Genomic DNA, 26,895 nt, shown 5'->3' on the forward strand with positions numbered 1-26,895 from the left:
ATCAGGCCTCAGCTTTCTCGTCGGGATCTTCGTGGCGGGGGAAGATCGGCTCGGGCTTGGCGATGGGAGTGCCGGGACGCAGTGCCTCGCCGAAGGCGGCGAAGCTGCGCGGACCCTCATTGGAGGCATTGGTGGCGCCCGCGTCGCCGGTTGCGGCCACACCCAGGGCATCCAGCAGCTTGGTCGCCGAGGTCGGCATCACCGGCTGAGCCAGCAGTGCGACCCGGCGCAGCACTTCGGCAGTCACGTAGAGGACTGTGCCCATACGCTCCAGATCGGTCTTCTTCAGCTGCCACGGGGCCTGATCGGCGAAGTAGGCGTTGGCCTCTCCCAGAACGAACCAGGTGCGCTCCAGGGCGTGGTGGAAGTCCTGGACCTCATAGGCCTTTCGGGAGATCTCCAGGAGCTCCTCGGCCTGGTCCAGGATCGCCCGGTCCTCCTCGGTGAGATCACCGGGCTGCGGAACTGCACCCTCACAGTTCTTCACGATCATCGACAGCGACCGCTGCGCCAGGTTGCCCAGGTTGTTGGCGAGGTCGGAGTTCTTCCGCCCCACCACGGCGTCGTGGGTGTAGGAACCGTCCTGGCCGTAGGGGAACTCGCGCAGCAGGAAGAACCGCACGGCGTCCAGCCCGTAGGTCTTCGTCCACGCCGCGGGGGCGACCACGTTGCCCACCGATTTGGACATCTTCTCGCCGGCGTTGTGCAGGAACCCATGGATCATCACACGCTTGGGCACCTCCAGCCCGGCACTCATCAGGAAGGCCGGCCAGAAGATGCAGTGGAAGCGGGAGATGTCCTTGCCGATGATGTGCAGGTCCGCCGGCCAGCGGCGACCGAAGGCCTCGGAGTCGACGTCGGGGAAGCCGGCACCGGTGAGGTAGTTGGTCAGCGCGTCGACCCAGACGTACATGACGTGGTCCAGCTCGGTCTCGCCCTCGGTGAGGTCCTTGGGGACCGGCACACCCCAGTCGAAGGTGGTCCGGGAGATGGACAGGTCCTCCAGGCCCTGCTCGACGAAGCGGATGACTTCGTTGAAGCGGGAGCGCGGACCGGCGAAGTCCGGGTTCGCGGCGTAGAAGTCCAGTAGCGGCTGAGTGTACTTCGAGAGCCGGAAGAAGTAGGACTCCTCTTCGGTCCAGGTCACGGGGGTGCCGGTCTCAGCAGCATACCGCTCGCCGTCCTGGCCGACCTCTGTCTCCTCCTCGGTGAAGAAACGCTCGTCACGCACCGAGTACCACCCTGCGTATTTGTCCAGGTAGATGTCTCCGGCCTCGACCATCCGACGCCAGATCGCCTGGGAAGCGGTGTAGTGGTCCTCGTCGGTGGTGCGGATGAACCGGTCGTAGGAGATGCCCAGCACCTCGTCGTCCACAGTTCTGATGGCCTGGGCATTGCGGGTGGCCAGCTCGTAGGGGGTGATCCCCTCCTTCTCGGCGGTCTGCTGGACCTTCTGGCCGTGCTCATCGGTGCCGGTGAGGAACCGGACGTCATAGCCGTCGATCCGTTTGAACCGCGCCATCACATCGGCGGAGATGTACTCATAGGCATGACCGATATGCGGTTCCCCGTTGGGATAGGTGATCGCAGTGGTCAGGTAGTAGGACGGCGTGCTCACTGATGCTCCTCCAGATCCACCTCGGCGGCCAGAGTGGCGCCGACCTCCGCAGCGATCTCATCGAGGACACCGGCCGGCAGCGCCGCGTCCACGGCCAGCACGGCCAGAGCGCTGCCCTGCTTGAAGCTCTGCGAGACCTGCATCCCGGCGATGTTCACGCCCTTCTCCCCCAGGATCCTTCCGAGCGCACCGACGACGCCGGGGCGGTCCGCGTACTCGAAGATCACCAGATGATCGGTCAGGGTCACCTCGAGGTCATAGCCGTTGATCCCGACGATCTTCTCGATCTGCTTGGGGCCGGTCAGCGTGCCTCGGACCTCCAGGTTGGTGCCCGAGGAGGTGGCTCCGCGCACGGTCAGCGCGTTGCGGTAGTCCTCCACCTCGCTGGTGGTGGTCAGGCGGGTGGCGATCCCGCGCTGCTCCGCCAGCACCGGGGCATTGACGTAGGAGACCTGCTCGGAGACCACATCGGTGAACAGGCCCTTCAGGGCGGCCAGCTGCAGGGCGGAGACGTTGAGCTCGGCGATCTCGCCGGCGGCCTCGGTCTCCACATCGGTGAAGGCGTCGGAGGCGAGGGCGTTGAGCACCCGGCCGAGCTTCTCGATCAGCGGGATGCCCGGCCGGACCAGTTCGTCGATGGCGCCGCCGGCCACGTTCACCGCATCCGGCACCAGCTCGCCGGCCAGGGCCAGCCGCACCGACTTCGCCACGGAGACCCCTGCCTTCTCCTGGGCCTCGGCGGTGGAAGCGCCCAGGTGCGGGGTGACCACGACGTTCTCGCGGCTGAAGAAGGGCAGATCGGTGGAGGGCTCCGTCGAGAACACGTCGATGGCCGCACCGCCGATCTCGCCGGCCTCCAGGGCCGCCTCCAGGGCCTGTTCGTCGACGAGGCCACCGCGGGCCACGTTGACCACGAAGGCCGAAGATTTCATGGTCCGGAACTGCTCGGTGCCGATCATGCCGATGGTCTCAGGAGTCTTGGGCATGTGGACGGTGACCACGTCAGCCTGCTCGTAGAGCTCCTCCAGCGTGACCAGCTGAGCTCCCAGCTGGTGGGCGCGCGCCGAAGTCACGTAGGGGTCGAAGGCGATGATCTCCATGCCGAAGGCCTTCATGCGCTCGGCGACCAGACCACCGATGCGGCCCAGACCGATCACGCCGAGGACCTTGTCCTGCAGCTCCACGCCGGAGTACTTGGAGCGCTTCCACTCCCCTGCCTTGAGCGCCTCATGCGCTGGGGAGATGTTCCGGGCCAGACCCAGGATGTGTGCACAGGTCAGCTCAGCCGCGGAGACGATGTTCGAGGTGGGCGCGTTGACCACCATGACGCCGGCCTCCGTCGCGGCCTTGACGTCCACGTTGTCCAGCCCCACGCCGGCGCGGGCGACGACCTTCAGCTGTGGGGCCTGAGCGAAGACCTCGGCGTCGACCTGGGTGGCGGAGCGGACCATGATCGCATCCGCGTCCGCCAGATCGGCGAACAGGCGGGCGCGGTCGGAGCCGTCGGACTGACGGATCTCGAAGTCCGGCCCGAGGGCCTCGACGGTGGCGGGCGAGAGTTCCTCGGCGAGGACGACGACGGGGCGAGTGCTCAACGGAGTTCCTTCTTCGGGGTAGCGGCGATGTTCTGGGGGTCTGACGAAGAACAGTGGGGGCCAGTCCGAAGACCGACCCCCACTATCTTAGGCATTCACCGTGCGGCTGTGCCTTCGGTGTAGTCGTCCTCCTGGTCGTTGATCCAGGAGAACAGCTTGCGCAGCTCGCGACCGGTGGACTCGATCGGGTGCGACTCGTTCTTCCGGCGCAGCTCGGCGAACTCCTGGGCGCCGTTGCGCTGGTCGTCCATGAACCGCTGAGCGAAGGCACCGGACTGGATGTCGGCCAGGACAGCCTTCATGTTCTCCTTGACCTCCGGGGAGATCACGCGGGGGCCGGAGACGTAGTCGCCGAACTCAGCGGTGTCGGAGATGGACCACCGCTGCTTGGTCAGCCCGCCTTCGACCATCAGGTCCACGATGAGCTTGAGCTCATGCAGAACCTCGAAGTAGGCGATCTCCGGCTTGTAGCCGGCCTCGGTCAGTGTCTCGAAGCCGTACTGCACCAGCTGGGAGGCTCCGCCGCAGAGGACAGCCTGCTCGCCGAAGAGGTCGGTCTCCGTCTCCTCGGTGAAGGTGGTCTCGATGACGCCGGCGCGGGTTCCGCCGATGCCCTTGGCGTAGGCCAGAGCGATGTCCTTGGCCTGACCCGAGGGGTTCTGCTCCACAGCGATGAGCGCGGGGACGCCGCGGCCCGCCTCGTACTCGCGGCGCACCACGTGGCCGGGGCCCTTCGGAGCGACCATGGCCACATCCACGTCCTCGGGCGGGGCGATGAACCCGAACCGGATGTTGAAGCCGTGGGAGAACAGCAGGACGTTGTTCGCCTCCAGGTGAGGGGCGATCTCCTCCTTGTACACGCTCTCCTGGTGCTGGTCCGGCACCAGGATCATGATCACGTCAGCCTCCTGGGCGGCCTCGGCCACCGGCTTGACGGTCAGGCCCTGCTCCTCGGCCTTGGCCTTGGACTTCGAGCCTTCCTTCAGACCGACGACGACGTCCACACCGGAGTCGCGCAGGGACAGGGAGTGGGCGTGGCCCTGGGAGCCGTATCCGATGACGGCGACCTTCTTGCCGGAAAGGACCGAGAGGTCGGCGTCGTCGTCGTAATAGAGGTCAGTCACTTCGAGATCTCCTCAGTTCGTCTTGCTGACTATTGCAGGGTTGAGCGCAGTGCACGGTCGGTCATGGACTTCGAGCCGCGGCTGATCGCGAGCGTCCCGGAACGGACGATCTCGCGCACGCCGTAGGGCTCGAGGACCTCGAGCAGTGCGTTGAGCTTATCGGGAGCGCCGGTGGCCTCGATGGTGAGAGAGTCCACGGAGACGTCCACGATCTTGGCGCGGAAGAGATCCACAGCCTGGGTCACCTGCAGACGGGTCGGCGAGTCGGCCTTGACCTTGATCAGCAGGTGATCGCGCTGGACCGAGTTCTCCGGTGCCAGCTCGATGATCTTGATGACGTTGATGAGCTTGTTGAGCTGTTTGGTGATCTGCTCGAGAAGCTCGGCGTCGGCATCCACCACCACGGTGATGCGGGAGAGGCCGTCGATCTCCGAAGGCCCCACGGCGAGGGAATGGATGTTGAAGGCGCGGCGGGAGAAGAGTCCGGAGACCTTCGAGAGCACGCCCGGAACGTCTTCGACCAGCACGGAGAGGGTGCGGCGCTGGACCGCCCCCGGGGCCGGGGAGCCTTCACTCTGATTCACAGCACTCACCTTATTCCTCCTCGTCGAAGTCGGGCGTCATATTTCTGGCGACCTGGATGTCACTGTTGCTGACTCCGGCGGGGACCATGGGCCAGACCATGGAGTCGCGGCTGACCACGAAGTCCACGACCACGGGTCGGTCGTTGATGGCCATAGCCTGGGCGATGACGTCGTCGAGGTCCTCCTCCCGCTCACAGCGCAGCCCCACGCAGCCGTAGGCCTCGGCCAGCCGGACGAAGTCAGGGATGCGCACGACCTCGTCACCGTCGGGGTTCAACGCTGTGTTCAGGTCCGTGTTGGAGTAGCGGGACTCGTAGAACAGGGTCTGCCACTGCCGGACCATTCCCAGGGAGGAGTTGTTGATCACAGCCACTTTGATCGGGATGTTGTTGATCGCGCAGGTGGCCAGCTCCTGGTTGGTCATCTGGAAGCAACCGTCGCCGTCGATGGCCCAGACGGTGCGCTCGGGATTCCCGACGGCGGCACCCATGGCTGCGGGCACGGAGTAGCCCATCGTGCCCAGACCGCCCGAGTTCAGCCACTGGCGCGGACGCTCGTAGCGGATGAACTGTGCCGCCCACATCTGGTGCTGCCCGACGCCGGCCACATAGGCCGCCTCCGGACCGGCGGCCTCACCGATCTTCTGGATGACCTGCTGCGGGGCGATGTTGCCGTCCTCCGGCGGGGTCCACCCCAGCGGGTAGGTGTCGCGGATGCGGCTGAGCTGGCGCCACCAGGGGCTCAGGTCCGGCTCTCCGGCCTGGGCGGTGACATCTTCGTAGGCGACCTTCAGCTCAGGGACGATCTCCTTGAGGGAACCGACGATCGGCACATCGGCCGAACGGTTCTTGGAGATCTCCGCAGGGTCCACATCCGCGTGGATGACCTTGGCCTCGGGGGCGAAGCTGTCCAGCTGACCGGTGACACGGTCGTCGAAGCGTGCGCCCAGGGTGATCAGCAGATCCGCCTTCTGCAGGGCGGCCACAGCAGAGACCGCCCCATGCATGCCCGGCATGCCCACGTTGAGCTCGTGGGAGTCGGGGAAGGCGCCGCGGGCCATCAGGGTGTTGACCACGGGGGCGCCCACCGTCTCGGCGAGCTCGCGGAACTCCTCTGCGGCCTCGGCTTTGATCATGCCGCCGCCGATGTAGAACACCGGGCGTCGGCTGGCCTGGATCAGCTTGGCCGCCTCCCGGACCTGCTTGGCATGGCCGCGGGTCACCGGCTTATAGCCGTTGAGCTCCAGCTTCGGCGGCCAGGAGAAGGTGGTCCTGGCCGTCTGCGCCGATTTGGTGATGTCCACCAGCACCGGGCCCGGACGTCCGGAGGAGGCCAGGTGGAACGCCTCAGCCATGACCTGTGGGATGTCATCGGCGTCGGTCACCAGGAAGGCGTGCTTGGTGATCGGCTGGGCGATGCCGACGATGTCCGCCTCCTGGAAGGCGTCGGTGCCGATCACCTGGGCGTTGACCTGCCCGGTGATCGCCACCATCGGCACCGAGTCCATATTCGCGTCGGCCAGCGGAGTCACCAGGTTGGTGGCTCCGGGGCCGGAGGTGGCGAAGCACACGCCCACCTCTCCGGTCACCATGGCGTAGCCCTGGGCGGCATGGCCGGCGCCCTGCTCATGACGGACCAGCACATGGTTGATCTCCGAGGAGTCCATGAGCGGATCGTAGGTGGGCAGGATGGCTCCGCCGGGGATGCCGAAGACATCGGTCACCCCGAGCTCCTCCAGGCTGCGGATGATGGCCTGGGAGCCGGTGACCTCTTCGGGCGCTACGGTGCGCCCTGGGCCGTAGAGCCGTGCATCGGCGGTGGTGGTGGTCAACATAGCCTCAATCCCTATCTGCCCCTGCACAGACGAAACCCCGGCTGTCGGAGTCCCTGTCAGGGGCCCTCGTGCCGGGGTGAACGATCGCAAGCGCGTCAGAGCATGTGCAGCGGACCGTTCATTCCCCGGCGGGGGAAATGACGGGTACCACTACGACTAGCTGCTGGCGCATGACCCCGATCATTCCCGCAGGTGTGATACGTGTCAACACCCGGCATGGGCGTCTCATGATGTGGACCTGGCGGTCCCAATGCTGGGCGGCCGGGCCGCTCAGCCGCAGTAGGCGCCCTCTGCGGCCGAGCGGACCAGCTTGGCGTATTTGCCCAGCACGCCGGTGGTGACATACGGCGGCAGGGGCTTCCAGTCCGGGGTCTGACGCCGGGCCTGGAGCACGGTCTCCTCCACCAGCAGCTCGATGCTGCGTCCGGCGATGTCCACCCGGATGGGGTCTCCGTCGGCGATGTAGGCGATGGGGCCGCCGTCCACAGCCTCAGGGGCGATATGCCCGATGCACAGTCCTGTGGTCCCGCCCGAGAAGCGGCCATCGGTGATCAGCAGGACATCCTTGCCCAGGCCCGCGCCCTTGATGGCACCGGTGATGGCCAGCATCTCGCGCATCCCTGGCCCACCCTTGGGGCCCTCATAGCGGATGACCACGACGTCGCCGGGCTGGATCCTGTTCTCCTCCAGAGCCTTCAGCGCAGCCTGCTCCCGCTCAAAGACCCGGGCGGTGCCCTCGAAGACGTCGGCGTCGAAGCCGGCGGACTTCACCACGGCTCCCTCGGGGGCCAGCGAACCGTGCAGCACGGCGATGCCGCCGTTGCGGTGCATGGGGCTGTTCAGGCTGCGGATGATGGTGCCGTCGATGTCCGGCGGGTTGATGGCCTCCAGGTTCTCCGCCACCGTCTTGCCGGTCACGGTCAGCGCGTCGCCGTGGATGAGTCCCGCGTCCAGCAGCGCGCGCATGACCACCGGCACTCCCCCGACCTTATCCACATCGGCCATGACGTGCTGACCGAATGGCTTGAGGTCGCCGAGGTGCGGAACCTGATCGGCGATGCGGTTGAAGTCCTCGAGCTGCAGGTCCACTCCGGCCTCGCGGGCGATGGCGAGCAGATGCAGGACTGCGTTGGTGGAGCCGCCGAAGGCCATGGTCACCGCGATGGCGTTCTCGAAGGCCTTCTTGGTCAGGATGTCTCCGCTGGTGATGCCCTTGCGCAGCAGCTCCACCACGGCCTCGCCGGCCTTGTGGGCGTAGTAGTCGCGGCGCCGGTCAGCCGAGGGCGGCGCGGCCGAGCCGGGCAGCGACATGCCCAGGGCCTCACCGATGCAGGCCATGGTGTTGGCGGTGTACATCCCGCCGCAGGCGCCCTCGCCGGGGCAGATGGCGCGTTCGATGACGCCCAGATCGGCCTCACTCATCGTGCCTCGGGCGCAGGCGCCCACGGCCTCGAAGGCGTCGATGAGGGTGACCTCCTTCTCCGAGCCGTCGGAGAAGCGGGCGGTGCCGGGCATGATGGAGCCGGCGTAGAGGAAGACGCTGGAGAGGTTCAGCCGGGCCGCGGCCATCAGCATCCCCGGCAGGGACTTGTCACAGCCGGCCAGCAGGATGGAGCCGTCCAGGCGCTCGGCCTCCATGACGGTCTCCACCGAGTCGGCGATGACCTCTCGGGAGACCAGGGAATAGTGCATGCCCTCATGACCCATGGAGATGCCGTCGGAGACAGAGATCGTGCCGAACTCCAGCGGGTATCCCCCGCCGGCGTGCACACCCTCCTTGGACGCCTTGGCCAGGCGATCCAGGGAGAGATTGCAGGGCGTGATCTCGTTCCAGGAGCTGGCGATGCCGATCTGGGCCTTGGACCAGTCGTCGTCGCCCATGCCGACGGCTCGCAGCATGCCGCGGGCCGGTGCCCGGGTGTAGCCGTCGGTCACCTGCCAGCTGCGCGGCTTCTCCGGCGAGGAGGGCCCGGTGACAGGGGTGGGAGGGGTGAACGGTGCTGTGGACTCTGGGGTGCTCTCGGCCATAGGCCGATTCTATCCCTCAGCCCATCTGGTCGATGACAGTCTCCGCAACTTCTCGCATAGAGAGACGCCGATCCATCGAGGTCTTCTGGATCCAGCGGAAGGCCTCCGGCTCGGAGAGCCCCATCTTGGTGGTCAGCACCGATTTGGCACGGTCCACCAGCTTGCGGGTCTCGAACTTATCGGCCAGGGAGGTGACCTCCTCCTCCAGCGCTCGGATCTCGTCGAAACGGGCCGCGGCCACCTCGATGGCCGGGATCAGATCGTTCTCGCTGAAGGGCTTGACCACATAGGCCATCGCTCCGGCCTCGCGAGCCGATTCCACCAGGTCGCGCTGGGAGAATGCGGTGAGCATGACCACCGGAGCGATCCGCTCCTCGGCGATGGCCTTGGCAGCTGTGATGCCGTCCATGACAGGCATCTTCACGTCCATGACCACCAGGTCCGGCGTGGTCTCGCGAGCGAGCTCCACCGCCTTCTCCCCGTTGTCCGCCTCCCCGACGACCTCGTATCCGGCGCCGGTGAGGATCTCGACGATGTCGAGGCGGATCAGCGTCTCGTCCTCGGCGACGAGGACCCGGCGGCCCTGCGGTGCCTCGCCCTCAGGGACGGCGTCTTCGGAAGCCGGAGCTTCCTGCTGGTCTTCGGTCACAGTTCTCCTTCGGTCTGCGTGGCAGTCGGTGCCCGAAGTGGGACTCGAACCCACACACCTGAGGTACTCGATTTTGAGTCGAGCGCGTCTACCGATTCCGCCATTCGGGCATGAAGCTCTCCCAGCATAGCGCGAGATGCTGGGAGAGGCTCAATCAGCTGTTCTGCTGAACTACCGAGCGCTGGAGGCGCTCTGCGCCGGCCAGGGACCCACCGGCTCCTTGTTCGGAGGCGGCACATCGCCGCGACGCAGCGACTCGATGTCCTGATGCTCGGGCAGGTCGCCGATGCGGTGGACCTTGAGCATATTCGTGGTGCCGGCCTGGCCGGGAGGCGACCCGGCGGCGATGACCACCAGATCGTTCGGCTGAGCGATGCCCTCCTCGAGCAGCTGCTTGTCCACCTGGGCGGTCATCTCGTCGGTGTGACCGGCGAACTCCACCCAGCGGGGCTGCACACCCCAGCTCAGGCAGAGGCTGTTATGGGTGTGCTCCACGTGGGTGAAGGCGAAGACCGGCTGCTTCGGGCGCAGTCGGGACAGCCGCCGGGCCGAGTCGCCCGACCGGGTGAACGTGGCCAGGTAGTCGATGTCGAGGGTCTCGGCGATCTCGTTGGCCGCCCGGGTGATCGCACCGCCGCGGGTCTTGGGACGGGTGCCCAGCTGCGGGATGCGCTCCAGGCCCTTGTCCTCCGTGGTCCGGATGATGTTCGACATCGTCTCCACAGTGCGCACCGGATACTTGCCCACTGAGGTCTCCCCCGAGAGCATGACCGCATCGGCGCCGTCGAGGACTGCGTTGGCGCAGTCGGAGGCCTCCGCACGGGTGGGACGCGGGTTGTCGATCATCGACTCCAGGACCTGGGTCGCCACGATGACCGGCTTGGCCCAGCGGCGGGCGAGCTCCACGGCGCGCTTCTGCACCACCGGGACCTCCTCCAGCGGAAGCTCCACACCCAGATCGCCGCGGGCGACCATGATGGCGTCGAAGGCGTCCACGATGTCCTGCAGCGCGTCCACCGCCTGGGGCTTCTCGATCTTTGCGATGACGGGGACGCGACGGCCCTCCTCATCCATGATGCGGTGGACGGCCTCGATGTCGGCGGCATCGCGCACGAAGCTCAGCGCGATCATGTCGAAGCCGGTGCGCAGGGCCCAGCGCAGATCCTCCTCATCCTTCTCCGAGAGCGCGGGCACGGAGACGGCGACGCCGGGCAGGTTGATCCCCTTGTTGTTGGAGACCGGACCGGGTACGACCACCTCAGTGATCACCTCGGTGTCCGTGACCTCCAGGGCACGCAGGGAGACCTTGCCGTCGTCGATGAGCAGGGTGTCGCCGGGGGCGACGTCCTGGGTGAGGGTCTTCAGGGTCGTGGAGCAGCGCTCCTTGGTCCCCCTGATGTCCTCCGTGGTGATGGTGAACCGGTCGCCGACCGCCAACTCGTGCTTGGCGTCGTCTTCGAAGCGGCCCAGACGGATCTTCGGACCCTGCAGGTCAGCGAAGAGCGCCACGGCCTTGCGCAGGTCCTTGGAGACCTCGCGCACCGCGTTGTAGGTCGCCTCGTGGACGGTGTAGTCGCCGTGGCTCATATTCACCCGTGCGACGTCGACGCCGGCTTCGATGAGCTGGCGGGTAGTCTCATAGCCGGCAGTTGCCGGCCCGAAGGTCGCGACGATCTTGGCGTGTCTCATGCCTCACCTTGTCTTTTCCGGATTGCTTCTTCGAGGTGTGATGTCTCAGAAAGTTCCGGCACGACGCTGGGCCAGTGTGTCTTTCAGCACGAGCCTATCAAGCAGACAGGGATATGGGTTGGTCGCTGGGCTTGACCGGAGCAGGAAGGCGGGAGGAACCTTCGAGGAACTCGTCGACCTCCTTCGCCGCGGCCCGACCCTCAGCGATAGCCCAGACCACCAGGGATGCTCCACGGCCGGCGTCGCCGACGGTGAAGACTCCCTCGACATTGGTCTGATAGTCCTCGGCACGCTCGATGTTGCCGCGCTTGGCGAACTCCACGTCCAGCTGAGGGCTCAACGTGTTCTGCTCGGCACCGGTGAAGCCCAGAGCCAGCAGGACCAGATCCGCGGGGATCTCCTTCTCCGTGCCCGGCTTGGGCGTGCGGGACCCGTCCGCGTTGTACTGGGTCTCAGCGACCTTCAGCGCGCGCACGTTGCCGTTCTCGTCGCCCAGGAACTCCACGGTGGAGGCCAGCCACTGGACCTCGCCGCCCTCCTCATGGGCGCTGGAGACCTCGAAGACCCGCGGGTCCATGGGCCAGGGCTCATGCCCAGGACGTTCGGTGGGCAGCTCCTTGCCGATGGCCAGTGTGGTGACCGACTTCGCCCCGTGGCGGTGAGCGGTGCCGATGCAGTCAGCGCCGGTGTCGCCGCCGCCCAGGATGACCACATGCTTGTCCTGGGCGTGGATCTGGTCAGGGACCTCGTCTCCGGCCACCGCCTTATTGGACTGCACCAGGTACTCCATGGCGAAGTGCACACCGGTCAGGCCGCGGCCCGGCACCGGCAGATCCCGCGGAACCATGGCGCCGGTGGCCACGATCACGGCGTCGTAGCTCTCCCGCAGGGAGTCCCAGGTGATGTCGGTCCCGATCTCGGTGGAGGTGTAGAAGCGGGTGCCCTCTGCCTGCATCTGGTCGATGCGGAAGTCGACGTGCTGCTTCTCCATCTTGAAGTCCGGGATGCCGTAGCGCAGCAGGCCGCCCAGGCGGTCGTCGCGCTCGTAGACCGCGACCGTGTGCCCGGCGCGGGTCAGCTGCTGGGCGGCGGCAAGTCCGGCCGGGCCCGAGCCCACCACTGCCACCGTCTTGCCGGTCAGGCGCTGAGGCAGGACCGGTTCCACATAGCCGCGGGAGATGGCCTCATCGGCGATCTCCACCTCCGACTGCTTGATGGTCACCGCCGGCTGGTTGATGCCCAGCACGCAGGAGGTCTCGCACGGAGCGGGGCAGACCCGCCCGGTGAACTCCGGGAAGTTGTTGGTCATATGCAGCCGGGAGGAGGCCTCCTCCCACTGGTCCCGCCAGATCAGGTCGTTCCACTCCGGGATCAGGTTCCCCAGCGGGCAGCCGGTGTGGCAGAACGGGACGCCGCAGTCCATGCAGCGGCTGGCCTGGGTCTGGACCAGACCACGCTCGTTGCGCTCATAGACCTCGTTGAAGTCCATGATGCGCACCGGCACCGGGCGTGAGGGCCGGCTCTGCCGCTCACGATGTTTCAGAAAGCCGCGCGGATCAGCCACGGGTCACCTCCAGGATCTTCTGCCATGCCTCGTCGCCGTCGGGATCGATGCCCTCGTCCAGGGCCTCGGACCGGGCACGCAGCACGGCGTCGTAGTCGCGCGGGAGCACCTTGGTGATGCGCGAGAAAGTGTCATCAGGATCGGCCAGCAGACGCTCGGCGACTGCGGAGCCGGTCTCCTCGATATGCCGGCGGAGCAGGTCCATCACGATCTGGCGGTCCTCCTCATCCGGGGTCAGCAGCAGCAGATCACCCTTGACGCGGGCCTGAGCGTTGAGCTTCTGCTCCTCGAAGTCCAGGACGAAGGCGGTGCCGCCGGACATGCCGGCGCCGAAGTTCCGGCCGGTGGGTCCGATGATCAGCGTCTGGCCGCCGGTCATGTACTCACAGCCGTGATCGCCGATGCCCTCGACCACAGCGGTCGCACCGGAGTTGCGGACCAGGAAGCGTTCCCCGACCTGGCCGCGCAGGAACATCTCCCCCGAGGTCGCGCCATAGCCCAGCACGTTGCCGGCGATGACGTTGTCCTCAGCCACCAGCGGCGCAGAGTCATCCGGATGGACCACGATCCGACCGCCCGAGAGGCCCTTGCCGACATAGTCGTTGGCGTCGCCGGAGAGCCGCAGGGTCACACCGTGGGGCAGGAAGGCACCCAGGGACTGGCCGGCCTCCCCGTGCAGATCCACGGTGATGGTGTTGTTCTCCAGCGTGCTCAGACCCTGGGCCTTGGTGACCTCGTGGCCGAGCATCGTGCCCACGGAGCGGTCGGTGTTGATCACTTTGGACTCCAGATGCACCGGCTGGCCCTGGCGGATGGCCGTCTGGGCCTGCTCGATCAGCGCCATGTCGAAGTGCTTCTCCAACTCATGGTCCTGTCCGGCGGTCCGGCGCAGCATCTGCGAGGTGACCGGGTCCTCGGGGTCATAGCCGCCGACCACCGAGTCCAGGTCCAGGCCTTCGGTCTTCCAGTGCCGCCTGGCATCGTCCATGTCGAGGGAGTCGATGTGACCGATGGCCTCGTCCAGGCTGCGGAAGCCCAGCTCAGCCAGGTACTCGCGCACCTCCTGGGCCACGAACTCGAAGAAGTTCACCACATGGTCGGCCTTGCCGGTGTAGCGCTCGCGCAGCGTGGGGTTCTGCGTGGCCACGCCCACCGGGCAGGTGTCCAGGTGGCAGACGCGCATCATGATGCAGCCCGAGACCACCAGCGGCGCAGTGGCGAAGCCGTACTCCTCGGCTCCGAGCAGCGCCGCGATGACCACATCGCGGCCGGTCTTGAGCTGACCGTCCACCTGCACGGTCACACGTTCGCGCAGACCGTTGAGCATCAGCGTCTGCTGGGCCTCGGCCAGGCCGAGCTCCCACGGCGCGCCGGCGTGCTTCAGCGAGTTCAGCGGGCTGGCGCCGGTGCCGCCGTCGTGCCCGGAGATCAGCACGACGTCGGCCTTCGCCTTGGTCACACCGGCGGCCACTGTGCCCACACCGTTGAGCGCGACCAGCTTCACATGGACCCGGGCATCCGTGTTGGAGCGCTTGAGGTCGTAGATCAGCTGGGCGAGGTCCTCGATGGAGTAGATGTCATGGTGCGGCGGCGGGGACACCAGGGACACCCCAGGAGTGGAGTGACGGGTCTCGGCCACCCAGGGGTAGACCTTCTTGCCCATGAGCTGGCCGCCCTCACCGGGCTTGGCTCCCTGGGCCATCTTGATCTGCAGATCGTCCGCGTGGGTCAGGTACTGACTGGTCACACCGAACCGGCCCGAGGCGATCTGCTTGATCGCGCTGCGGCGCTCAGGATCCACCAGTCGTGCCGGATGTTCGCCGCCCTCACCGGTGTTCGAGCGCGCGCCCAGACGGTTCATCGCCACGGCGAGGGTCTCGTGCGCCTCCTGGGAGATGGAGCCGTAGCTCATCGCACCGGTGTTGAACCGCTTGACGATCTCAGAGACCGGCTCGACCTCAGAGATCGGGATCGGGTCCCGCTTGGCCTTGAACTTCAGCAGGCCGCGCAGCGTCATCAGAGCCTCGGACTGATCATCCACGGCCCTGGTGTACTGCTTGAAGATGTCGTAGCGGCGCGACTTCGTCGAATGCTGAAGCTTGAAGACGGTCTCCGGGTTGAACAGATGCGGCGGGCCCTCGCGGCGCCACTGGTACTCACCGCCGACCTCGAGCTCATCACCGCGGCCCAGATCGTTGCCGTCCGGCGGGTAGGCCTTGGCGTGGCGCTCCTGGATCTCCTTGGTCAGCACCTCCAGCCCGACGCCGCTCATCGGCGAGTGGGTGCCGGAGAAGTACTGATCCACCACGTGCTGGGCCAGGCCCACGGCCTCGAAGGTCTGCGCGCCGCAGTAGGAGGCCACGGTGGAGATGCCCATCTTGGACATGATCTTCAGCACGCCCTTGCCCAGAGCGGTGAGCAGGTTGTGCACCGCTTGAGACTCCGAGACGTTGCTGATCTCACCACGGCGGACCATGTCTTCGGCGGTCTCCATCGCCAGGTAGGGGTTCACCGCGGCTGCGCCGTAGCCGATCAGACAGGCGACATGGTGGACCTCACGCACGTCTCCGGCCTCGACGATCAGCGAAGCACGGGTGCGGTTGGCCGACTTCAGCAGGTGATGGTGAATGGCCGAGAGCAGCAGCATCGACGGGATCGGCGCCCACTGTGCGTTGGAGTCGCGGTCCGAGATGACGATGTAGCTGACGCCTCGGTTCACCGCCGCGGAGACCTTCTCGCAGATCTCGCGGATGCGCTGGCGGAACTCCTCCTCGGAGCTGCCCACCCGGTAGAGGCCGCGGATCTTCGTCGCGATCTTCTGGCCCTCGTCATTGCGGATGTTCGCGATCTTGGCCAGCTGATCGTTGTCGATCACCGGGAAGTCCAGGGCGACCTGCTTGGACTTGACCTGCTCGTCGGTCAGCAGGTTGCCGTTGGGCCCGATGTGCAGGCCCAGGGAGGTCACCAACTCCTCGCGGATGGCGTCCAGGGGTGGGTTCGTCACCTGGGCGAAGCTCTGGATGAAGTAGTCGAAGAGCAGCCGCGGACGGTCCGCGAGCACGGCGATCGGTGTGTCAGTGCCCATCGCGCCCAGCGGCTCGGCGCCGGTGGAGGCCATCGGTCCGATCAGGACCTTGAGCTCCTCGTGGGTGTAGCCGAAGGTCTGCTGGCGCAGCCGCACCGAGTCGGTCGGGTGGCGGACGTGCAGGCGCTCGGGCAGCTCCTTCAGATCGATCAGGTTCTGATCCACCCACTCCTGCCAGGGCTGGGCGGAGGCGAAGTCAGACTTGACCTCATCATCTTCGATGATGCGCCCCTCGACCGTGTCGAGCAGGAACATCATGCCCGGAGCGACCCGGCCTTTGCGGACCACGGTGGAGGGCTCGATGTCGATCACACCGACCTCGGAGGACAGGACGACCAGGCCGTCATCGGTGACCCAGTAGCGGGCCGGGCGCAGACCGTTGCGGTCCAGCACGGCACCGACCTGACGGCCGTCGGAGAAGGCGATCGCCGCCGGCCCGTCCCAGGCCTCCATGAGCATGGAGTGATAGCGGTAGAAGGCCCGGAGGTTCGGGTCCATGGTGCTGTGGTTCTCCCAGGCCTCCGGGATCATCATGCGCATGGCCTGGGACAGCGGGCGTCCGGAGAGCATCAGCAGCTCGGCGGCCTCATCGAAGGAGGCCGAGTCCGAGGCACCGGGAGTGCAGATCGGGAAGAGGTACTCGGGGTCCTCCCCCAGCAGCTCGGAGGACATCATCGACTGCCGGGCGCGCATCCAGTTGCGATTGCCCTTGACCGTGTTGATCTCGCCGTTGTGGGCGATGTTGCGCATCGGCTGCGCCAACGGCCAGGACGGGAAGGTGTTGGTGGAGAACCGCGAGTGGACGATGCCCAGCGTGGTCTTGAACCGCTCATCGGAGAGGTCCGGGAAGAAGGGCTCGAGCTGGGCTGTGGTCAGCATGCCCTTATAGGTGATGGTCTTCGAGGACAGCGAGGGGAAGTACACGCCCAGTCGGTTCTGCGCACGCTTGCGCAGCCGCCAGGCCCGCTGATCCAACGATCCGGAGGCGGAGTCCTGAAACTCCGGAGAGTCCTCATCGGCCAGTGCCAGGAAAAGCTGGCGGAAGTGCGGCATGGACTCCTTGGCCAGAGTGCCGATCATCGAGGAGTCGATGGGGACCTCTCGCCACCCCAGGACCTTCAGGCCCTGCTCACGGACCATGTCCTCCAGGGCGGAGGCCATCTGCTCGCGCTCAGCGGCGGACTGAGGCAGGAAAGCGGTTCCGGCGGCGTACTCCCCTGCTGCGGGCAGATCGAAGTCCACCACAGCGCGGAAGAACTCGTCGGGGATCTGGGTCAGCAGGCCGGCACCGTCACCAGTGCCGACGTCACCGCCCACAGCTCCTCGGTGCTCGAGATTGCGCAGCGCGACCAATGCGTGGTCCACGATGTCGTGGCCCGGCTCACCGCGCAGCGTGGCGATGGCGGCCATGCCGCAGTTCTCGTGCTCATTGGCCGGGTCATAGAGACCCGCCTTCTCGGGATAGGCGGCAAAGCGCACAAAGGGGCTGATGACGCGATCCCCTGGTGTCTCTGCGCTCAGACCAGCGGCTTCCGATGTGGAAATGGACATGATGGTGTACCTTCCTCCGCATGCGAACGGCGATGGGGAGGGGACGACGTTGGGTACGACTCCCTCAAAAGTCTTCGGAGCATTCGGGCACGGACACAGCCCAGTTTACGCTTCCTTGCGGCTCCTGATCAGATACATCCTCCTCGCCCGGTGCGGGTGAGGCAAATCGCATCTCAAGATGTGGAAGGCGAGGACTTCTCCTCGGCGTCCGCAGAGTCCTCGACGTCGGCGGCGGCCTCGTCACCAGCCTCAGCGCTGTCAGCCTCGGCGTCCTCAGCACTGTCGGCCTGCTCGGACGCCTCCTGCTCGGGGGCGTAGATGCGCATCTCCTCCTCGAGCTCCTCTTCAGTGCGCGGACGCTTGGCCCACAGCCAGATCAGCATGGCCAGGGCGACGAGGAAGATCACGAACATGATGATCTGATTCAGCCGCCACTCGATCCCGATGTCGCTCAGCGGGACCTGCGTGGACTTGCCGGACTCATCAATACGGAGGCTCTCGACCCAGAACCGACCCAGCGCGTAGTAGGCCACGTAGGACCAGGTGAGCAGCCCGCGCTTGAACTGGAAGCGCTGGAAGAGCCACAGCAGCAGGGCGACGCCGATCAGGTTCCAGACGAACTCATAGAAGAAGGTGGGGTGGAAGGCGGTGTCCGCACCGGCACCCAACGGCAGAGGCTGGTGACGCTGGGAGGTGTCGATGACCAGGCCCCACGGCAGGTTCGTCGGCGCGCCATAGAGCTCCTGGTTGAACCAGTTGCCCCAGCGGCCGACCGCCTGAGCCAGCAGCACACCGGGGACCAGGACGTCGGTGAAGGCACCGAACCTGATGCCGTAGCGGCGGCAGGCGATCCACACGCCGAGCGCGCCGAAGATGACCGCGCCGATGATGCTCAGCCCGCCGTTCCAGACCTCCGGGATCCGCGAGAGCTCACCCTCAGGCCCGAAGTAGGCATCCGGGGAGGTCACCACGTGGTAGAGCCGCGCACCGATGAAGCCCAGCAGCACGGCCCAGATCGTCGCGTCGAAGACGTTCTCCTTGGCACCCCCGCGGGACGCCCAGAGCCTGCTGGCCAGCCAGACGGCCAGAGCCGCCCCGACCAGGATGCAGACGGCGTAGAAGGTGATGCTCAGCGGGCCGAACAGATCGACGCCGTCAGTGGGTGGTGCGGGGAATCCTGCAGAGATCATGGCCGTCAACATATCAGTTCCTCCCGGAGGGTTTCTCAGGATTCGTCAGGGTTCCGGGCCAGGTGCACGATCGCTCCGATCAGACCTCCCCAGACGGTCACCAGGGCCACAATCATCATGATGACGGCAGCGGTATCCATCAGACGGTCTCCTCATCGATCTCGGGATTCTCCAGGTGCATGGGCGAGCGTTCGCTCCACCGCACCAGGCTCATTGCCACGGCGAGTACGAGCATCAGGGCAAGAGCGCCCCAGCCGAAGGTGCCCAGCACCCAGCTGTCATAGCCCTCATAGCCGTTCCGGACCTTGTCGGCCACATCCAGGATCAGCAGATAGACCAGGACCACCGGCAGCACGATGCCGATCAGGGCCTTCCAGATCGGCCCCACCCGGAAGGACCCGTAGGCATTGAGCCCGTCCGCCAGCACATCCATGCGGCGGAAGACCCAGGTGACCAGGAAGACGGCGACCAGGGCCGCCCCCACGATGCCGATGTTGTTGGAGAAGGCATCCACCACGTCCAGGATGGTCAGCCCCGAGACGCCGCCGATCAGCACCACGGAGATCACGGCGCTGGAGCCGCCGGCCACAGCCACTGAGACCGGACGGGACCACCCAGTCTTGTCCTTCACCGAGGAGACCACGACTTCCATGATCGAGATCAGCGAGGTCAGTCCAGCGATGGTCAGGGAGCCGAAGAACAGCACGCCCAGCAGAGCCGACGCCGGCGCCTCGGAGATGATGGTCGGGAATGCGATGAAGGCCAGACCCAGTCCGGAGTCGGCCACTTCGCCCACCGGGGCCCCTGCTGCCAGGAATCCCAGTGCCGCAAAGACACCGATCGCGGCCAGCATCTCGAAGGAGGAGTTGGCGAAGCCCACCACCAAGCCCGAGCCCGAGGCGTTGGACTTCCTCTTCAGGTAGGAGGCGTAGGTGACCATGATGCCGAAGCCCACCGAGAGGCTGAAGAAGATCTGGCCGTAGGCCTGGATCCACACAGTCGGGCTGGCCAGAGCCGACCACTCCGGGGAGAACAGCGCGTTCAGTCCGTCGGTGGCCCCGTCGAGAGTCAGCGAGTAGCCCACCAGCAGCACGAACATGACCAGCAGGACCGGCAGGCCGATGAGCGAGACCTGCGTGATGCCCTTGCGGACTCCGGCCGCCAGGGCGACCAACAGGATCAGCCAGACCACGATCAGCGGCCAGCCCACTTGGGCCACGAAGTCCACCGAGATCCCGAATCCTCCGGTGCCGCCCTCGTCATACTGGAGGTACTCCCCCATGAAGAAGCCCGCGGCGTCGTCGCCCCAGGCCTGGTCGAGGGAGAACCAGGTGTACATGGCGGCCCAGGCCACGATCGCGGCGTAATAGATGCCGATCAGGAAGCTGATGCCCACCTGGAACCAGCCGATGGCTTCAGCCTTGGGGTGCAGCCGCTTGAAGGCCAGCGGCGGGGAGCCCCGGAACCTGTAGCCGATCGCATAGTCGAAGAGCAGGATCGGCAGGCCAGCGGTCAGCAGCGCCACCAGATACGGGATCAGGAAGGCGCCGCCGCCGTTCTCGTAGGTGACGTACGGGAACCGCCAGATGTTTCCCAGCCCGACAGCCGATCCGACCGCCACCAGGATGAAGGCGGTGCGGCCGGTGAAGCTCTCCCGCAGACGCCGACGCTGCGGGGCTGCTGCCTGACTCATAAGGACCTCCCGGTCAGCTCGGCCGTGAGGGTCCCCACGGCCTCCGGGCCGCCGTCGCGCAGGGCGGCGACCAGTGCGGTGCCGACGATCACGCCGTCGGCATAGCGGCCGATCTCCTCGACGTGCTCACGGGTGGAGACCCCCAGTCCCACGCAGACACGCTGGGCCCCGGCGGCCTTGGTCCCTTCGACCACGCGCTCGGCGGCATCGGAGACTGCATCGCGTCTGCCGGTGACCCCCATGAGGGAGACGCCGTAGACGAATCCGCGCGAATCTGAGGCGATCCGCCACAGCCGCTCCGGCGAAGAGGTGGGAGCGGCGAGGAAGATCCGGTCCAGACCATACTTCTCGCTGGCGGCCATCCACTCGTGGGCCTCGTCAGGGATGAGATCCGGGGTGATCGCTCCCGCTCCCCCCGCCTCGGCCAGGCGCCGAGCGAACTCCTCGGCCCCCATACGATCGATCAGGTTGTAGTAGATCATCACCACCACGGCGGCATCGGTGCGCTCGGAGACCTGGCGGACCACCTCGAAGAGCTCCGAGATGCGGAACCCGTTGGCCAGCGCCTCAGTGGTGGCCTGCTGGATCACCGGTCCGTCCATGACCGGGTCCGAATACGGCGCCCCGATCTCGATGATGTCGGCGCCGTTCTGCGCCAGCTGCACCGCAGCCTCCACACTGGTGGCCAGGTCCGGATAGCAGGCAGGCAGGTAGCCGATGAAGGCGCTGCGGCCCTCAGCCGTGGCGCGGTCGATGACCTCAGCGGTCCTGAGTCCGGAGAGGGTCTCCTGCTCGTTCAACTCTGCACTCCTGTCGTCGGTGCCTCGGCGGCCTCTGCGGCGGAGGCGTCGTGCTCGGGGGCGTCGTCCTGGCCGGGAAGCATGCTGAACCACCGCGCGGCGGTCTCCACATCCTTGTCCCCGCGCCCGGAGAGGCTGACCAGGATGATCCGGTCCTTGCCTTCGGCGCCCCATGAGGCCGAGAGCCGTGCCGCTCCGGCCAGGGCGTGGGCGGACTCGATGGCCGGGATGATGCCCTCAGTCCGGCAGAGCTGTTCGAAGGCGGTCATGCATTCGGCGTCGGTGACCGGTTCATAGCTGACCCGTCCGACGTCGGCCAGGTAGGCGTGCTCGGGCCCCACCGACGGGTAGTCCAGCCCGGCCGAGATGGAGTGGGAGTCCACGGTCTGGCCGTCCTCGTCCTGCATCAGATAGGAGCGGGCTCCGTGGAGCACACCGGAGCGCCCGAGGGTGATGGCGGAGGCGTGGCGCTCGGTCTCGATGCCCTCGCCCCCGGCCTCATAGCCGTAGATGGCCACAGATTCGTCGTCCAGGAAGCTGTGGAACAGGCCGATGGCATTGGAACCGCCGCCCACGCAGGCGGCCACGGCGTCGGGCAGCCGGCCGGTCTGCTCCAGGATCTGCTCGCGGGCCTCCTCGCCGATGACCTGGTGGAAGTAGCGCACCATCTCCGGGAAGGGATGCGGACCAGCCACAGTGCCCAGCACGTAGTGGGTGTTCTCCACGCTGGCGACCCAATCGCGCAGGGCTTCGTTGATCGCATCCTTCAGCGTCTTGGCCCCATGCTCGACGGGGATGACCTCCGCGCCGAGCAGACGCATGCGCGCCACGTTCAGGGCCTGGCGGCGCGTGTCGGCACCGCCCATGTAGACCACGCACTCCATACCCATCAGGGCTGCTGCCGTAGCAGTGGCCACGCCGTGCTGGCCGGCACCGGTCTCAGCGATCAGGCGCGTCTTGCCCATTCGGCGAGCCAGCAGTGCCTGGCCCAGCACGTTGTTGATCTTGTGGGAGCCGGTGTGGTTGAGGTCCTCCCGCTTGAGGAAGATCCGTGCGCCGTCCTCCCGACCGGAGGCTTCGGCGGCGAAGCGGGGCACCTCGGTCAGCAGCGAGGGGCGTCCCGTGTAGTCCCGGGAGAGGGCCTCGAACTCCTCGGCGAAGGACGGGTCCGCCTTGGCCTTGCGGAAGGTCTCCTCGAGCTCGTCGAGAGCGGCTACCAGAGATTCGGGCATCCAGCGCCCGCCGTAGTCGCCGAAATAGGGGCCCTCGTGCTCGCGGTACGTCATATGTGTCTCCTTCAGCGGGTGAGGCTGGCCGCGCGGAAGCGTCGGAGCGCCTCGGTCGGTTCGCCGTCCTTGACCAGGGCTTCTCCGACCAGCACAGCGTCGGCGCCCTGCCGGGCGTAGTCGGCGACCACGCCGGGGCCGTCCACACCGGATTCGGCGATCCGGACAGCGTCGGCGGGCAGGTGACGCGCCATCGCCTCATAGTGGGCAACGTCGACGTCGAGTGTCTTGAGATTGCGCACGTTGACACCGACGATCTTCGCCTCCGCCGCGACGGCGCGTTCGATCTCCTCCTCGGTGTGTGCCTCCACCAGGGCGTTCATGCCCAGTTCGTGGGTCAGGGCGAGGAAGTCGCGCAGCTGGGCATCGTCCAACGCTGCGACGATCAGCAGGACCAGGTCGGCGCCGTAGGCACGGGCCTCATGGAACTGGTACTCCTCCACCATGAAGTCCTTGCGCAGCACCGGGATGTCCACTGCGGCACGGACGGCGGCCAGGTCGGCCAGCGATCCGCGGAAGCGGCGCCCCTCAGTCAGCACACTGATCACCGAGGCGCCGCCGCGCTCATAGGCCTGCGCCAGCTCCGCCGGATCCGGGATCTCGGCCAGGGCGCCCTTCGACGGGGAGGAGCGCTTGACCTCGGAGATGATCCGTACGCCTGCGGAGTCGGAACGGCCTCCCTGCAGCGCGGCGTAGGCGTCCAGGGCTGGTGAAGCCTCGGCCGCCCTCGCGGTGATCTCGCGCAGCGGTGTCTCCGCCATACGGGAGGTGAGGTCCTCACGAACCCCTTCGATGATGGAATCGAGAACTGTGGACATCGTCGGGTCAGTCGGTGGAGGCGCCGGGACGACGCTTCTCCGCACCACCGCTGGAGTTGTCCGGGGTGGCCGGGCCGCCGTGGGCCCGGGGGTCCTCCCCGCGCCGCAGCACAGCTTTGCTGTCCATCTCCACGCCCAGCCCCATCTTCTTCATGACGATTCCCAGGATGATGCCCACCGGCACCAGGGCGGCGCCGATGATGGCGACCGTCAGGTTGGGGATGATGACGCCGATGCCGGCGACCACGGCGCCCAGCACGATCGTCAGGTTGAGCGTCCAGGCGGCCGGAGTCGATCCGTGACCGATGTGGTCATAGTGGATGTACTCGTCGGCGGCGGGTCGCTGCTCGACGTCGCGGACGGTGCGCTGATCAGTGGTGGTCATCGGTTCCCTCTCGGTGAAATGTGTTCCGCGTCTATTCTGCCAGATCTGTGCGTCGCCTCTGGCTCGATGCGCCGCGATCGGTGGGGTCGTCTCCGGCGCTGAGCCCGTCCCAGAGGTCGAACTCGTCCGGGTCCTCCTCAGCTCCCGAGGCCGCGACGCCGGAGGCGCTTCTGTCGTACTTCTTCGAGGCCGCGGCGTCCTGCCAGCGGGAGGATCCCAGCAGCACCAGCAGCCCGGCGCCGATGAGGATCACACCGCCGGCCATGGCCACCCACACGAAGCCGCCGATCTCATAGGCGGCGGCATGCTCAGTGGTCCGGGTGACCTCGCCCAGAGCCTCCACGGCACGCTGCTCCGGAGCGGCTACGACTCCGCTGATGGTGATCAGGGAGAAGATGCCGGCGGCCATCAGCAGGGCTGCGATGACATAGCGCAGCACTGTGCGTGCGATGGTCAGTGCCAGTGCCCCGGCCAGGCCCACCAGAGCCATCGCCGTGACAGTGTCGGCCACATCTGTGCCGGAGATCTCGACCTCCTGCACATCGCTGAGATCGTCGAGCCCGCTGGCGGTGACCCAGGTCTGGGTGGTGGCGATCATCAGCAGCGCACCGCCCAGGATCGCCAGCAGCACCACATTGCGGCGTGTGAGTGCTCGTGACATCAGCCCTCCTCGAGCCGGTCGGCGGCCAGCACCGCGCGCAGCGGCGCGGCAGCTTTGTTCACAGTCTCCAGGCGCTCGGCCTCATCGTCGGAGTCGGCCACGATCCCGCCGCCGGACTGCACATAGGCGCGCCCGTCCTTCAGCACCGCAGAGCGGATCGCGATGGCGGCATCCATCCGTCCGGACAGGTCGAAGTAGCCGACCACGCCCCCGTAGATGCCGCGGCGCTGGGGCTCCCACTGGTCCAGCAGCTGCAGGGCGCGCGGCTTCGGCGCCCCGGAGAGTGTGCCGGCGGGGAAGGTCGCGGCCAACACGTCGTAGGCGGAGGAGCTCTCCGCCACCACGCCCTGGACATGACTGGTCAGGTGCATCACGTGGGAGAAGCGCTCCACGGCTATGAACTGGGTGACCTGCACGGAGCCGGGCTCGCAGACCTTGGCCAGATCGTTGCGCGCCAGGTCCACCAGCATGATGTGCTCGGCCCGCTCCTTCTCATCGGCCAGCAGGTCCTCGGCCAGCTCCCGATCATGGACCGGAGTGTCTCCGCGCGGCCGGGTCCCCGCGATGGGATGGGTGACAGCGATCCGCTCACCGCTGGGCCGCTCGTCGACGGTGACCAGCGCCTCCGGCGAGGCCCCCACCAGCTGGTAGGGCTCACCGTGCTCCTGGCCCGGACCCGGCGGAGTCTCGAAGTGGAAGAGGTACATATACGGGCTCGGATTGAGCAGCCGCAGCATCCGATAGACCGTCAGGGCATCCACCTGCGTCTCCACTTCGAAGCGCCGGGAGACCACGATCTGGAAGACCTCGCCGTCGACGATGGCCTGCTTGGCGCGGCGCAGCGTGGCCAGGTACTCGTCCTCATCCCAGGTGTGCTGCACCCGGTCGGTCAGGTCCTGCTCCACCGCTGCGGCCCAGTCCTGCTCGGCTGCGGCCAGGCCGGGCCGCACCGGCTCGGCGAGCTTCCGGCGCATCGCGTCCAGACGGGCCAGCGCGTCGTCATACGCCGCCTCGACCCCTGTGTCCCTGCCGTCGCGGTTGATGGCATTGGCGACCAAGGTGACCGTGCCGTTGCGGTTGTCGTGGATGACCAGGTCGCCCACCAGGTTCATCGCCATCTCGGGCAGACCCAGGTCGTCCTCGGGCGGGTCGGGCAGCCGCTCCCAGTGGCGGACGGTCTCCCAGCCGACGTAGCCGATCAGCCCGGAGGTCAGATGGGCCAGCTCCTCTCGGAAGGGGCGTCCGCCCAGGAACTCGAGGCTGTCACGCAGCACCTCGGCCGTCGTGCCCTCCTGAGGGATTCCCGCAGGCACCTCACCCAACCAGTGAGCGCGGCCCTCGGCCTCCGTGAGGGTGGCCAGGGAGTTCACCCCGATGAAGGAGTGCTGGGACCAGCCCGCCCCGGGGGCGGCCGACTCCATGAGGAAGCTGCCCGGGCGCGGCTGCCCCTCATCCATGGCCAGAGCGCGGTAGATGCTCAGCGGCGTGTGACCATCGGCCAGCAGCGTCATGCTCACCGGGATGACCTTATGAGAGCCGGCGAGCTGGGCGAACTCCTCAGCGCCGGGGACGATCGTTCCGAAGCTCTGCATCACGAGGTCTCCCCCAGAGCGAGCTCCCGTCCGCTGAAGCAGGTGGGGGCGCCGGTGTGGCAGGCAGGCCCCTGCTGCTGAACACGCAGCAGGACGGTGTCGCCGTCGCAGTCCAGAGCAACACTGGTGACCCGTTGGGTGTTTCCGCTGGTGGCTCCCTTGCGCCACAGCTCCTGACGCGAGCGTGACCAGTAGGTCCCCTCACGGGTGGCCAGAGTGGCGGCCAGAGCCTGTTCGTTCATCCAGGCCATCATCAGGACCTCACCGGTGGCGGCGTCCTGGGCGATGGCCGGGACCAGCCCGGCCTCGTCCATGCGCAGGCGGCTGCGGATGTCTTCGTCCAACGTATAGGTCTCAGTGTCCAGGGGGATCACCTCACGGGATATCCGGCGGAGCGGATGGTGTCTTTGACTCGGGCGATCATATCGACCGGGCCGAAGTGGAACATGCTGGCGGCCAGGACGGCGTCGGCGCCTGCCTCGATCGCCGGAGGGAAGTGCTCGGGCCGGCCGGCGCCGCCGGAGGCGATGATCGGCACCGAGGTGACCTTCCGGACGTCGGCGATCATCTCGGTGTCGAAGCCGTCACGAGTGCCGTCGGCATCGATGGAGTTCAGCAGGATCTCCCCGACCCCGCGCTCGGAGGCTTCGCGGCACCAGGCCACAGCGTCCATGCCGGTGCCCTTGCGGCCGCCATGGGTGGTCACCTCATAGCCGGAGGCCACCGAGGGGTCCTCTGTGCGCCGGGCGTCCAGGGACAGGACCAACACCTGATTGCCGAAGCGGCTGACGATCTCATCGATGACCTGCGGCCGGGCCACTGCGGCAGTGTTGATGGAGGCCTTGTCCGCTCCGGACTTCAGAAGACGGTCCACATCGGCCTCCGTACGGACTCCCCCGCCCACGGTCAGCGGGATGAAGACCTCCTGAGCAGTCTGGGTGACCACGTCGTAGGTGGTCTCCCGGTCCGAGCTGGAGGCGGTGACGTCCAGGAAGGTGAGTTCGTCGGCCCCTGCGGCGTTGTACCGGTGGGCCAGCTCCACCGGGTCGCCGGCGTCGCGGAGGTTCTCGAAGTTGACTCCCTTGACCACTCGGCCGGCGTCGACGTCCAGACAGGGGATCACACGGATGGCCAGGCTCATCGGCGCCG

The 26,895-nt window shown here is 67.0% G+C and carries 21 protein-coding genes and 1 tRNA gene; all 22 read right to left on the minus strand.

Annotated features, from left to right (window positions below):
• Position 1: 1 nt before the first annotated feature.
• Entirely contained in the window at positions 2-1,618 is a 1,617-nt protein-coding gene (gene metG / locus JOF45_RS07020; protein WP_210048712.1) for a methionine--tRNA ligase, read from the minus strand.
• A complete protein-coding gene (serA, locus tag JOF45_RS07025) occupies positions 1,615-3,213 on the minus strand; it encodes a phosphoglycerate dehydrogenase (RefSeq protein ID WP_210048713.1) in 1,599 nt (532 codons plus the stop codon). The genes metG and serA overlap by 4 nt, the downstream gene beginning before the upstream one ends.
• A gap of 95 nt (positions 3,214-3,308) precedes the next feature.
• The gene (gene ilvC / locus JOF45_RS07030) at positions 3,309-4,337 is read right to left on the minus strand and encodes a ketol-acid reductoisomerase (RefSeq protein WP_210048714.1); all 1,029 of its coding nucleotides are present in this window, start codon (positions 4,335-4,337) and stop codon (positions 3,309-3,311) included.
• A gap of 29 nt (positions 4,338-4,366) precedes the next feature.
• Positions 4,367-4,921 carry an acetolactate synthase small subunit gene (gene ilvN / locus JOF45_RS07035; protein ID WP_210051364.1) on the minus strand — a complete coding sequence of 185 codons (555 nt, stop codon included), beginning with the start codon at positions 4,919-4,921 and terminating at the stop codon, positions 4,367-4,369.
• Between the two features lie 10 nt (positions 4,922-4,931).
• Complete coding sequence (locus tag JOF45_RS07040) at positions 4,932-6,755, minus strand: acetolactate synthase large subunit (protein WP_210048715.1); 1,824 nt, start codon at positions 6,753-6,755, stop codon at positions 4,932-4,934.
• A gap of 270 nt (positions 6,756-7,025) precedes the next feature.
• The gene (gene ilvD, locus JOF45_RS07045; protein WP_210048716.1) at positions 7,026-8,783 is read right to left on the minus strand and encodes a dihydroxy-acid dehydratase; all 1,758 of its coding nucleotides are present in this window, start codon (positions 8,781-8,783) and stop codon (positions 7,026-7,028) included.
• A 16-nt stretch (positions 8,784-8,799) separates the two neighbouring features.
• The gene (locus tag JOF45_RS13625) at positions 8,800-9,432 is read right to left on the minus strand and encodes an ANTAR domain-containing response regulator (RefSeq protein ID WP_210048717.1); all 633 of its coding nucleotides are present in this window, start codon (positions 9,430-9,432) and stop codon (positions 8,800-8,802) included.
• A 29-nt stretch (positions 9,433-9,461) separates the two neighbouring features.
• A tRNA-Leu gene (locus tag JOF45_RS07055) sits at positions 9,462-9,542 on the minus strand.
• 61 nt (positions 9,543-9,603) lie between these two features.
• Positions 9,604-11,121, minus strand: coding sequence for a pyruvate kinase (pyk, locus tag JOF45_RS07060; protein WP_210048718.1), 1,518 nt, complete (start codon positions 11,119-11,121; stop codon positions 9,604-9,606).
• Positions 11,122-11,218: 97 nt separating this feature from the next.
• Positions 11,219-12,685 (minus strand): glutamate synthase subunit beta, encoded by a 1,467-nt coding sequence (locus JOF45_RS07065; protein WP_210048719.1) that lies wholly within the window; start codon positions 12,683-12,685, stop codon positions 11,219-11,221.
• Complete coding sequence (gltB, locus tag JOF45_RS07070; RefSeq protein WP_210048720.1) at positions 12,678-17,321, minus strand: glutamate synthase large subunit; 4,644 nt, start codon at positions 17,319-17,321, stop codon at positions 12,678-12,680. The genes JOF45_RS07065 and gltB overlap by 8 nt, the downstream gene beginning before the upstream one ends.
• A 173-nt stretch (positions 17,322-17,494) precedes the next feature.
• The gene (gene lgt / locus JOF45_RS07075) at positions 17,495-18,523 is read right to left on the minus strand and encodes a prolipoprotein diacylglyceryl transferase (protein ID WP_210048721.1); all 1,029 of its coding nucleotides are present in this window, start codon (positions 18,521-18,523) and stop codon (positions 17,495-17,497) included.
• Between the two features lie 23 nt (positions 18,524-18,546).
• The gene (locus JOF45_RS07080) at positions 18,547-18,651 is read right to left on the minus strand and encodes a methionine/alanine import family NSS transporter small subunit (RefSeq protein WP_210048722.1); all 105 of its coding nucleotides are present in this window, start codon (positions 18,649-18,651) and stop codon (positions 18,547-18,549) included.
• A complete protein-coding gene (locus JOF45_RS07085; RefSeq protein ID WP_210048723.1) occupies positions 18,651-20,204 on the minus strand; it encodes a sodium-dependent transporter in 1,554 nt (517 codons plus the stop codon). Before JOF45_RS07085 ends, JOF45_RS07080 begins: the two co-directional genes overlap by 1 nt.
• On the minus strand, positions 20,201-21,004 hold the full coding sequence (trpA, locus tag JOF45_RS07090; RefSeq protein WP_210051492.1) for a tryptophan synthase subunit alpha: 804 nt from the start codon (positions 21,002-21,004) through the stop codon (positions 20,201-20,203). Before trpA ends, JOF45_RS07085 begins: the two co-directional genes overlap by 4 nt.
• Entirely contained in the window at positions 21,001-22,290 is a 1,290-nt protein-coding gene (gene trpB / locus JOF45_RS07095; protein WP_210048724.1) for a tryptophan synthase subunit beta, read from the minus strand. Before trpB ends, trpA begins: the two co-directional genes overlap by 4 nt.
• Before the next feature lie 11 nt (positions 22,291-22,301).
• Complete coding sequence (trpC, locus tag JOF45_RS07100) at positions 22,302-23,108, minus strand: indole-3-glycerol phosphate synthase TrpC (protein ID WP_210048725.1); 807 nt, start codon at positions 23,106-23,108, stop codon at positions 22,302-22,304.
• 7 nt (positions 23,109-23,115) lie between these two features.
• A complete protein-coding gene (locus JOF45_RS07105; RefSeq protein ID WP_210048726.1) occupies positions 23,116-23,493 on the minus strand; it encodes an HGxxPAAW family protein in 378 nt (125 codons plus the stop codon).
• Between the two features lie 31 nt (positions 23,494-23,524).
• Positions 23,525-24,154, minus strand: coding sequence for a Trp biosynthesis-associated membrane protein (locus JOF45_RS07110; RefSeq protein ID WP_210048727.1), 630 nt, complete (start codon positions 24,152-24,154; stop codon positions 23,525-23,527).
• Positions 24,154-25,746, minus strand: a complete 1,593-nt coding sequence (locus JOF45_RS07115; RefSeq protein ID WP_210048728.1) for a chorismate-binding protein — start codon at positions 25,744-25,746, stop codon at positions 24,154-24,156. Before JOF45_RS07115 ends, JOF45_RS07110 begins: the two co-directional genes overlap by 1 nt.
• Positions 25,746-26,117, minus strand: coding sequence for a phosphoribosyl-AMP cyclohydrolase (gene hisI / locus JOF45_RS07120; protein ID WP_378578712.1), 372 nt, complete (start codon positions 26,115-26,117; stop codon positions 25,746-25,748). Before hisI ends, JOF45_RS07115 begins: the two co-directional genes overlap by 1 nt.
• The gene (gene hisF, locus JOF45_RS07125) at positions 26,117-26,887 is read right to left on the minus strand and encodes an imidazole glycerol phosphate synthase subunit HisF (RefSeq protein WP_210048729.1); all 771 of its coding nucleotides are present in this window, start codon (positions 26,885-26,887) and stop codon (positions 26,117-26,119) included. Before hisF ends, hisI begins: the two co-directional genes overlap by 1 nt.
• Between the last annotated feature and the right edge of the window lie 8 nt (positions 26,888-26,895).

The organism is Nesterenkonia lacusekhoensis (assembly GCF_017876395.1).
GTDB lineage: Bacteria > Actinomycetota > Actinomycetes > Actinomycetales > Micrococcaceae > Nesterenkonia > Nesterenkonia lacusekhoensis.

Coding starts and splice junctions, on each gene's coding strand:
- JOF45_RS07040 (WP_210048715.1), bottom strand. CDS start 6,755: ATGTTGACCACCACCACCGCCGATGCACGGCTCTACGGCCCAGGGCGC.
- ilvD (WP_210048716.1), bottom strand. CDS start 8,783: ATGGCCGAGAGCACCCCAGAGTCCACAGCACCGTTCACCCCTCCCACC.
- pyk (WP_210048718.1), bottom strand. CDS start 11,121: ATGAGACACGCCAAGATCGTCGCGACCTTCGGGCCGGCAACTGCCGGC.
- gltB (WP_210048720.1), bottom strand. CDS start 17,321: ATGTCCATTTCCACATCGGAAGCCGCTGGTCTGAGCGCAGAGACACCA.
- lgt (WP_210048721.1), bottom strand. CDS start 18,523: ATGTTGACGGCCATGATCTCTGCAGGATTCCCCGCACCACCCACTGAC.
- JOF45_RS07080 (WP_210048722.1), bottom strand. CDS start 18,651: ATGGATACCGCTGCCGTCATCATGATGATTGTGGCCCTGGTGACCGTC.
- JOF45_RS07085 (WP_210048723.1), bottom strand. CDS start 20,204: ATGAGTCAGGCAGCAGCCCCGCAGCGTCGGCGTCTGCGGGAGAGCTTC.
- trpB (WP_210048724.1), bottom strand. CDS start 22,290: ATGACGTACCGCGAGCACGAGGGCCCCTATTTCGGCGACTACGGCGGG.
- trpC (WP_210048725.1), bottom strand. CDS start 23,108: ATGTCCACAGTTCTCGATTCCATCATCGAAGGGGTTCGTGAGGACCTC.
- JOF45_RS07105 (WP_210048726.1), bottom strand. CDS start 23,493: ATGACCACCACTGATCAGCGCACCGTCCGCGACGTCGAGCAGCGACCC.
- JOF45_RS07110 (WP_210048727.1), bottom strand. CDS start 24,154: ATGTCACGAGCACTCACACGCCGCAATGTGGTGCTGCTGGCGATCCTG.
- JOF45_RS07115 (WP_210048728.1), bottom strand. CDS start 25,746: ATGCAGAGCTTCGGAACGATCGTCCCCGGCGCTGAGGAGTTCGCCCAG.
- hisF (WP_210048729.1), bottom strand. CDS start 26,887: ATGAGCCTGGCCATCCGTGTGATCCCCTGTCTGGACGTCGACGCCGGC.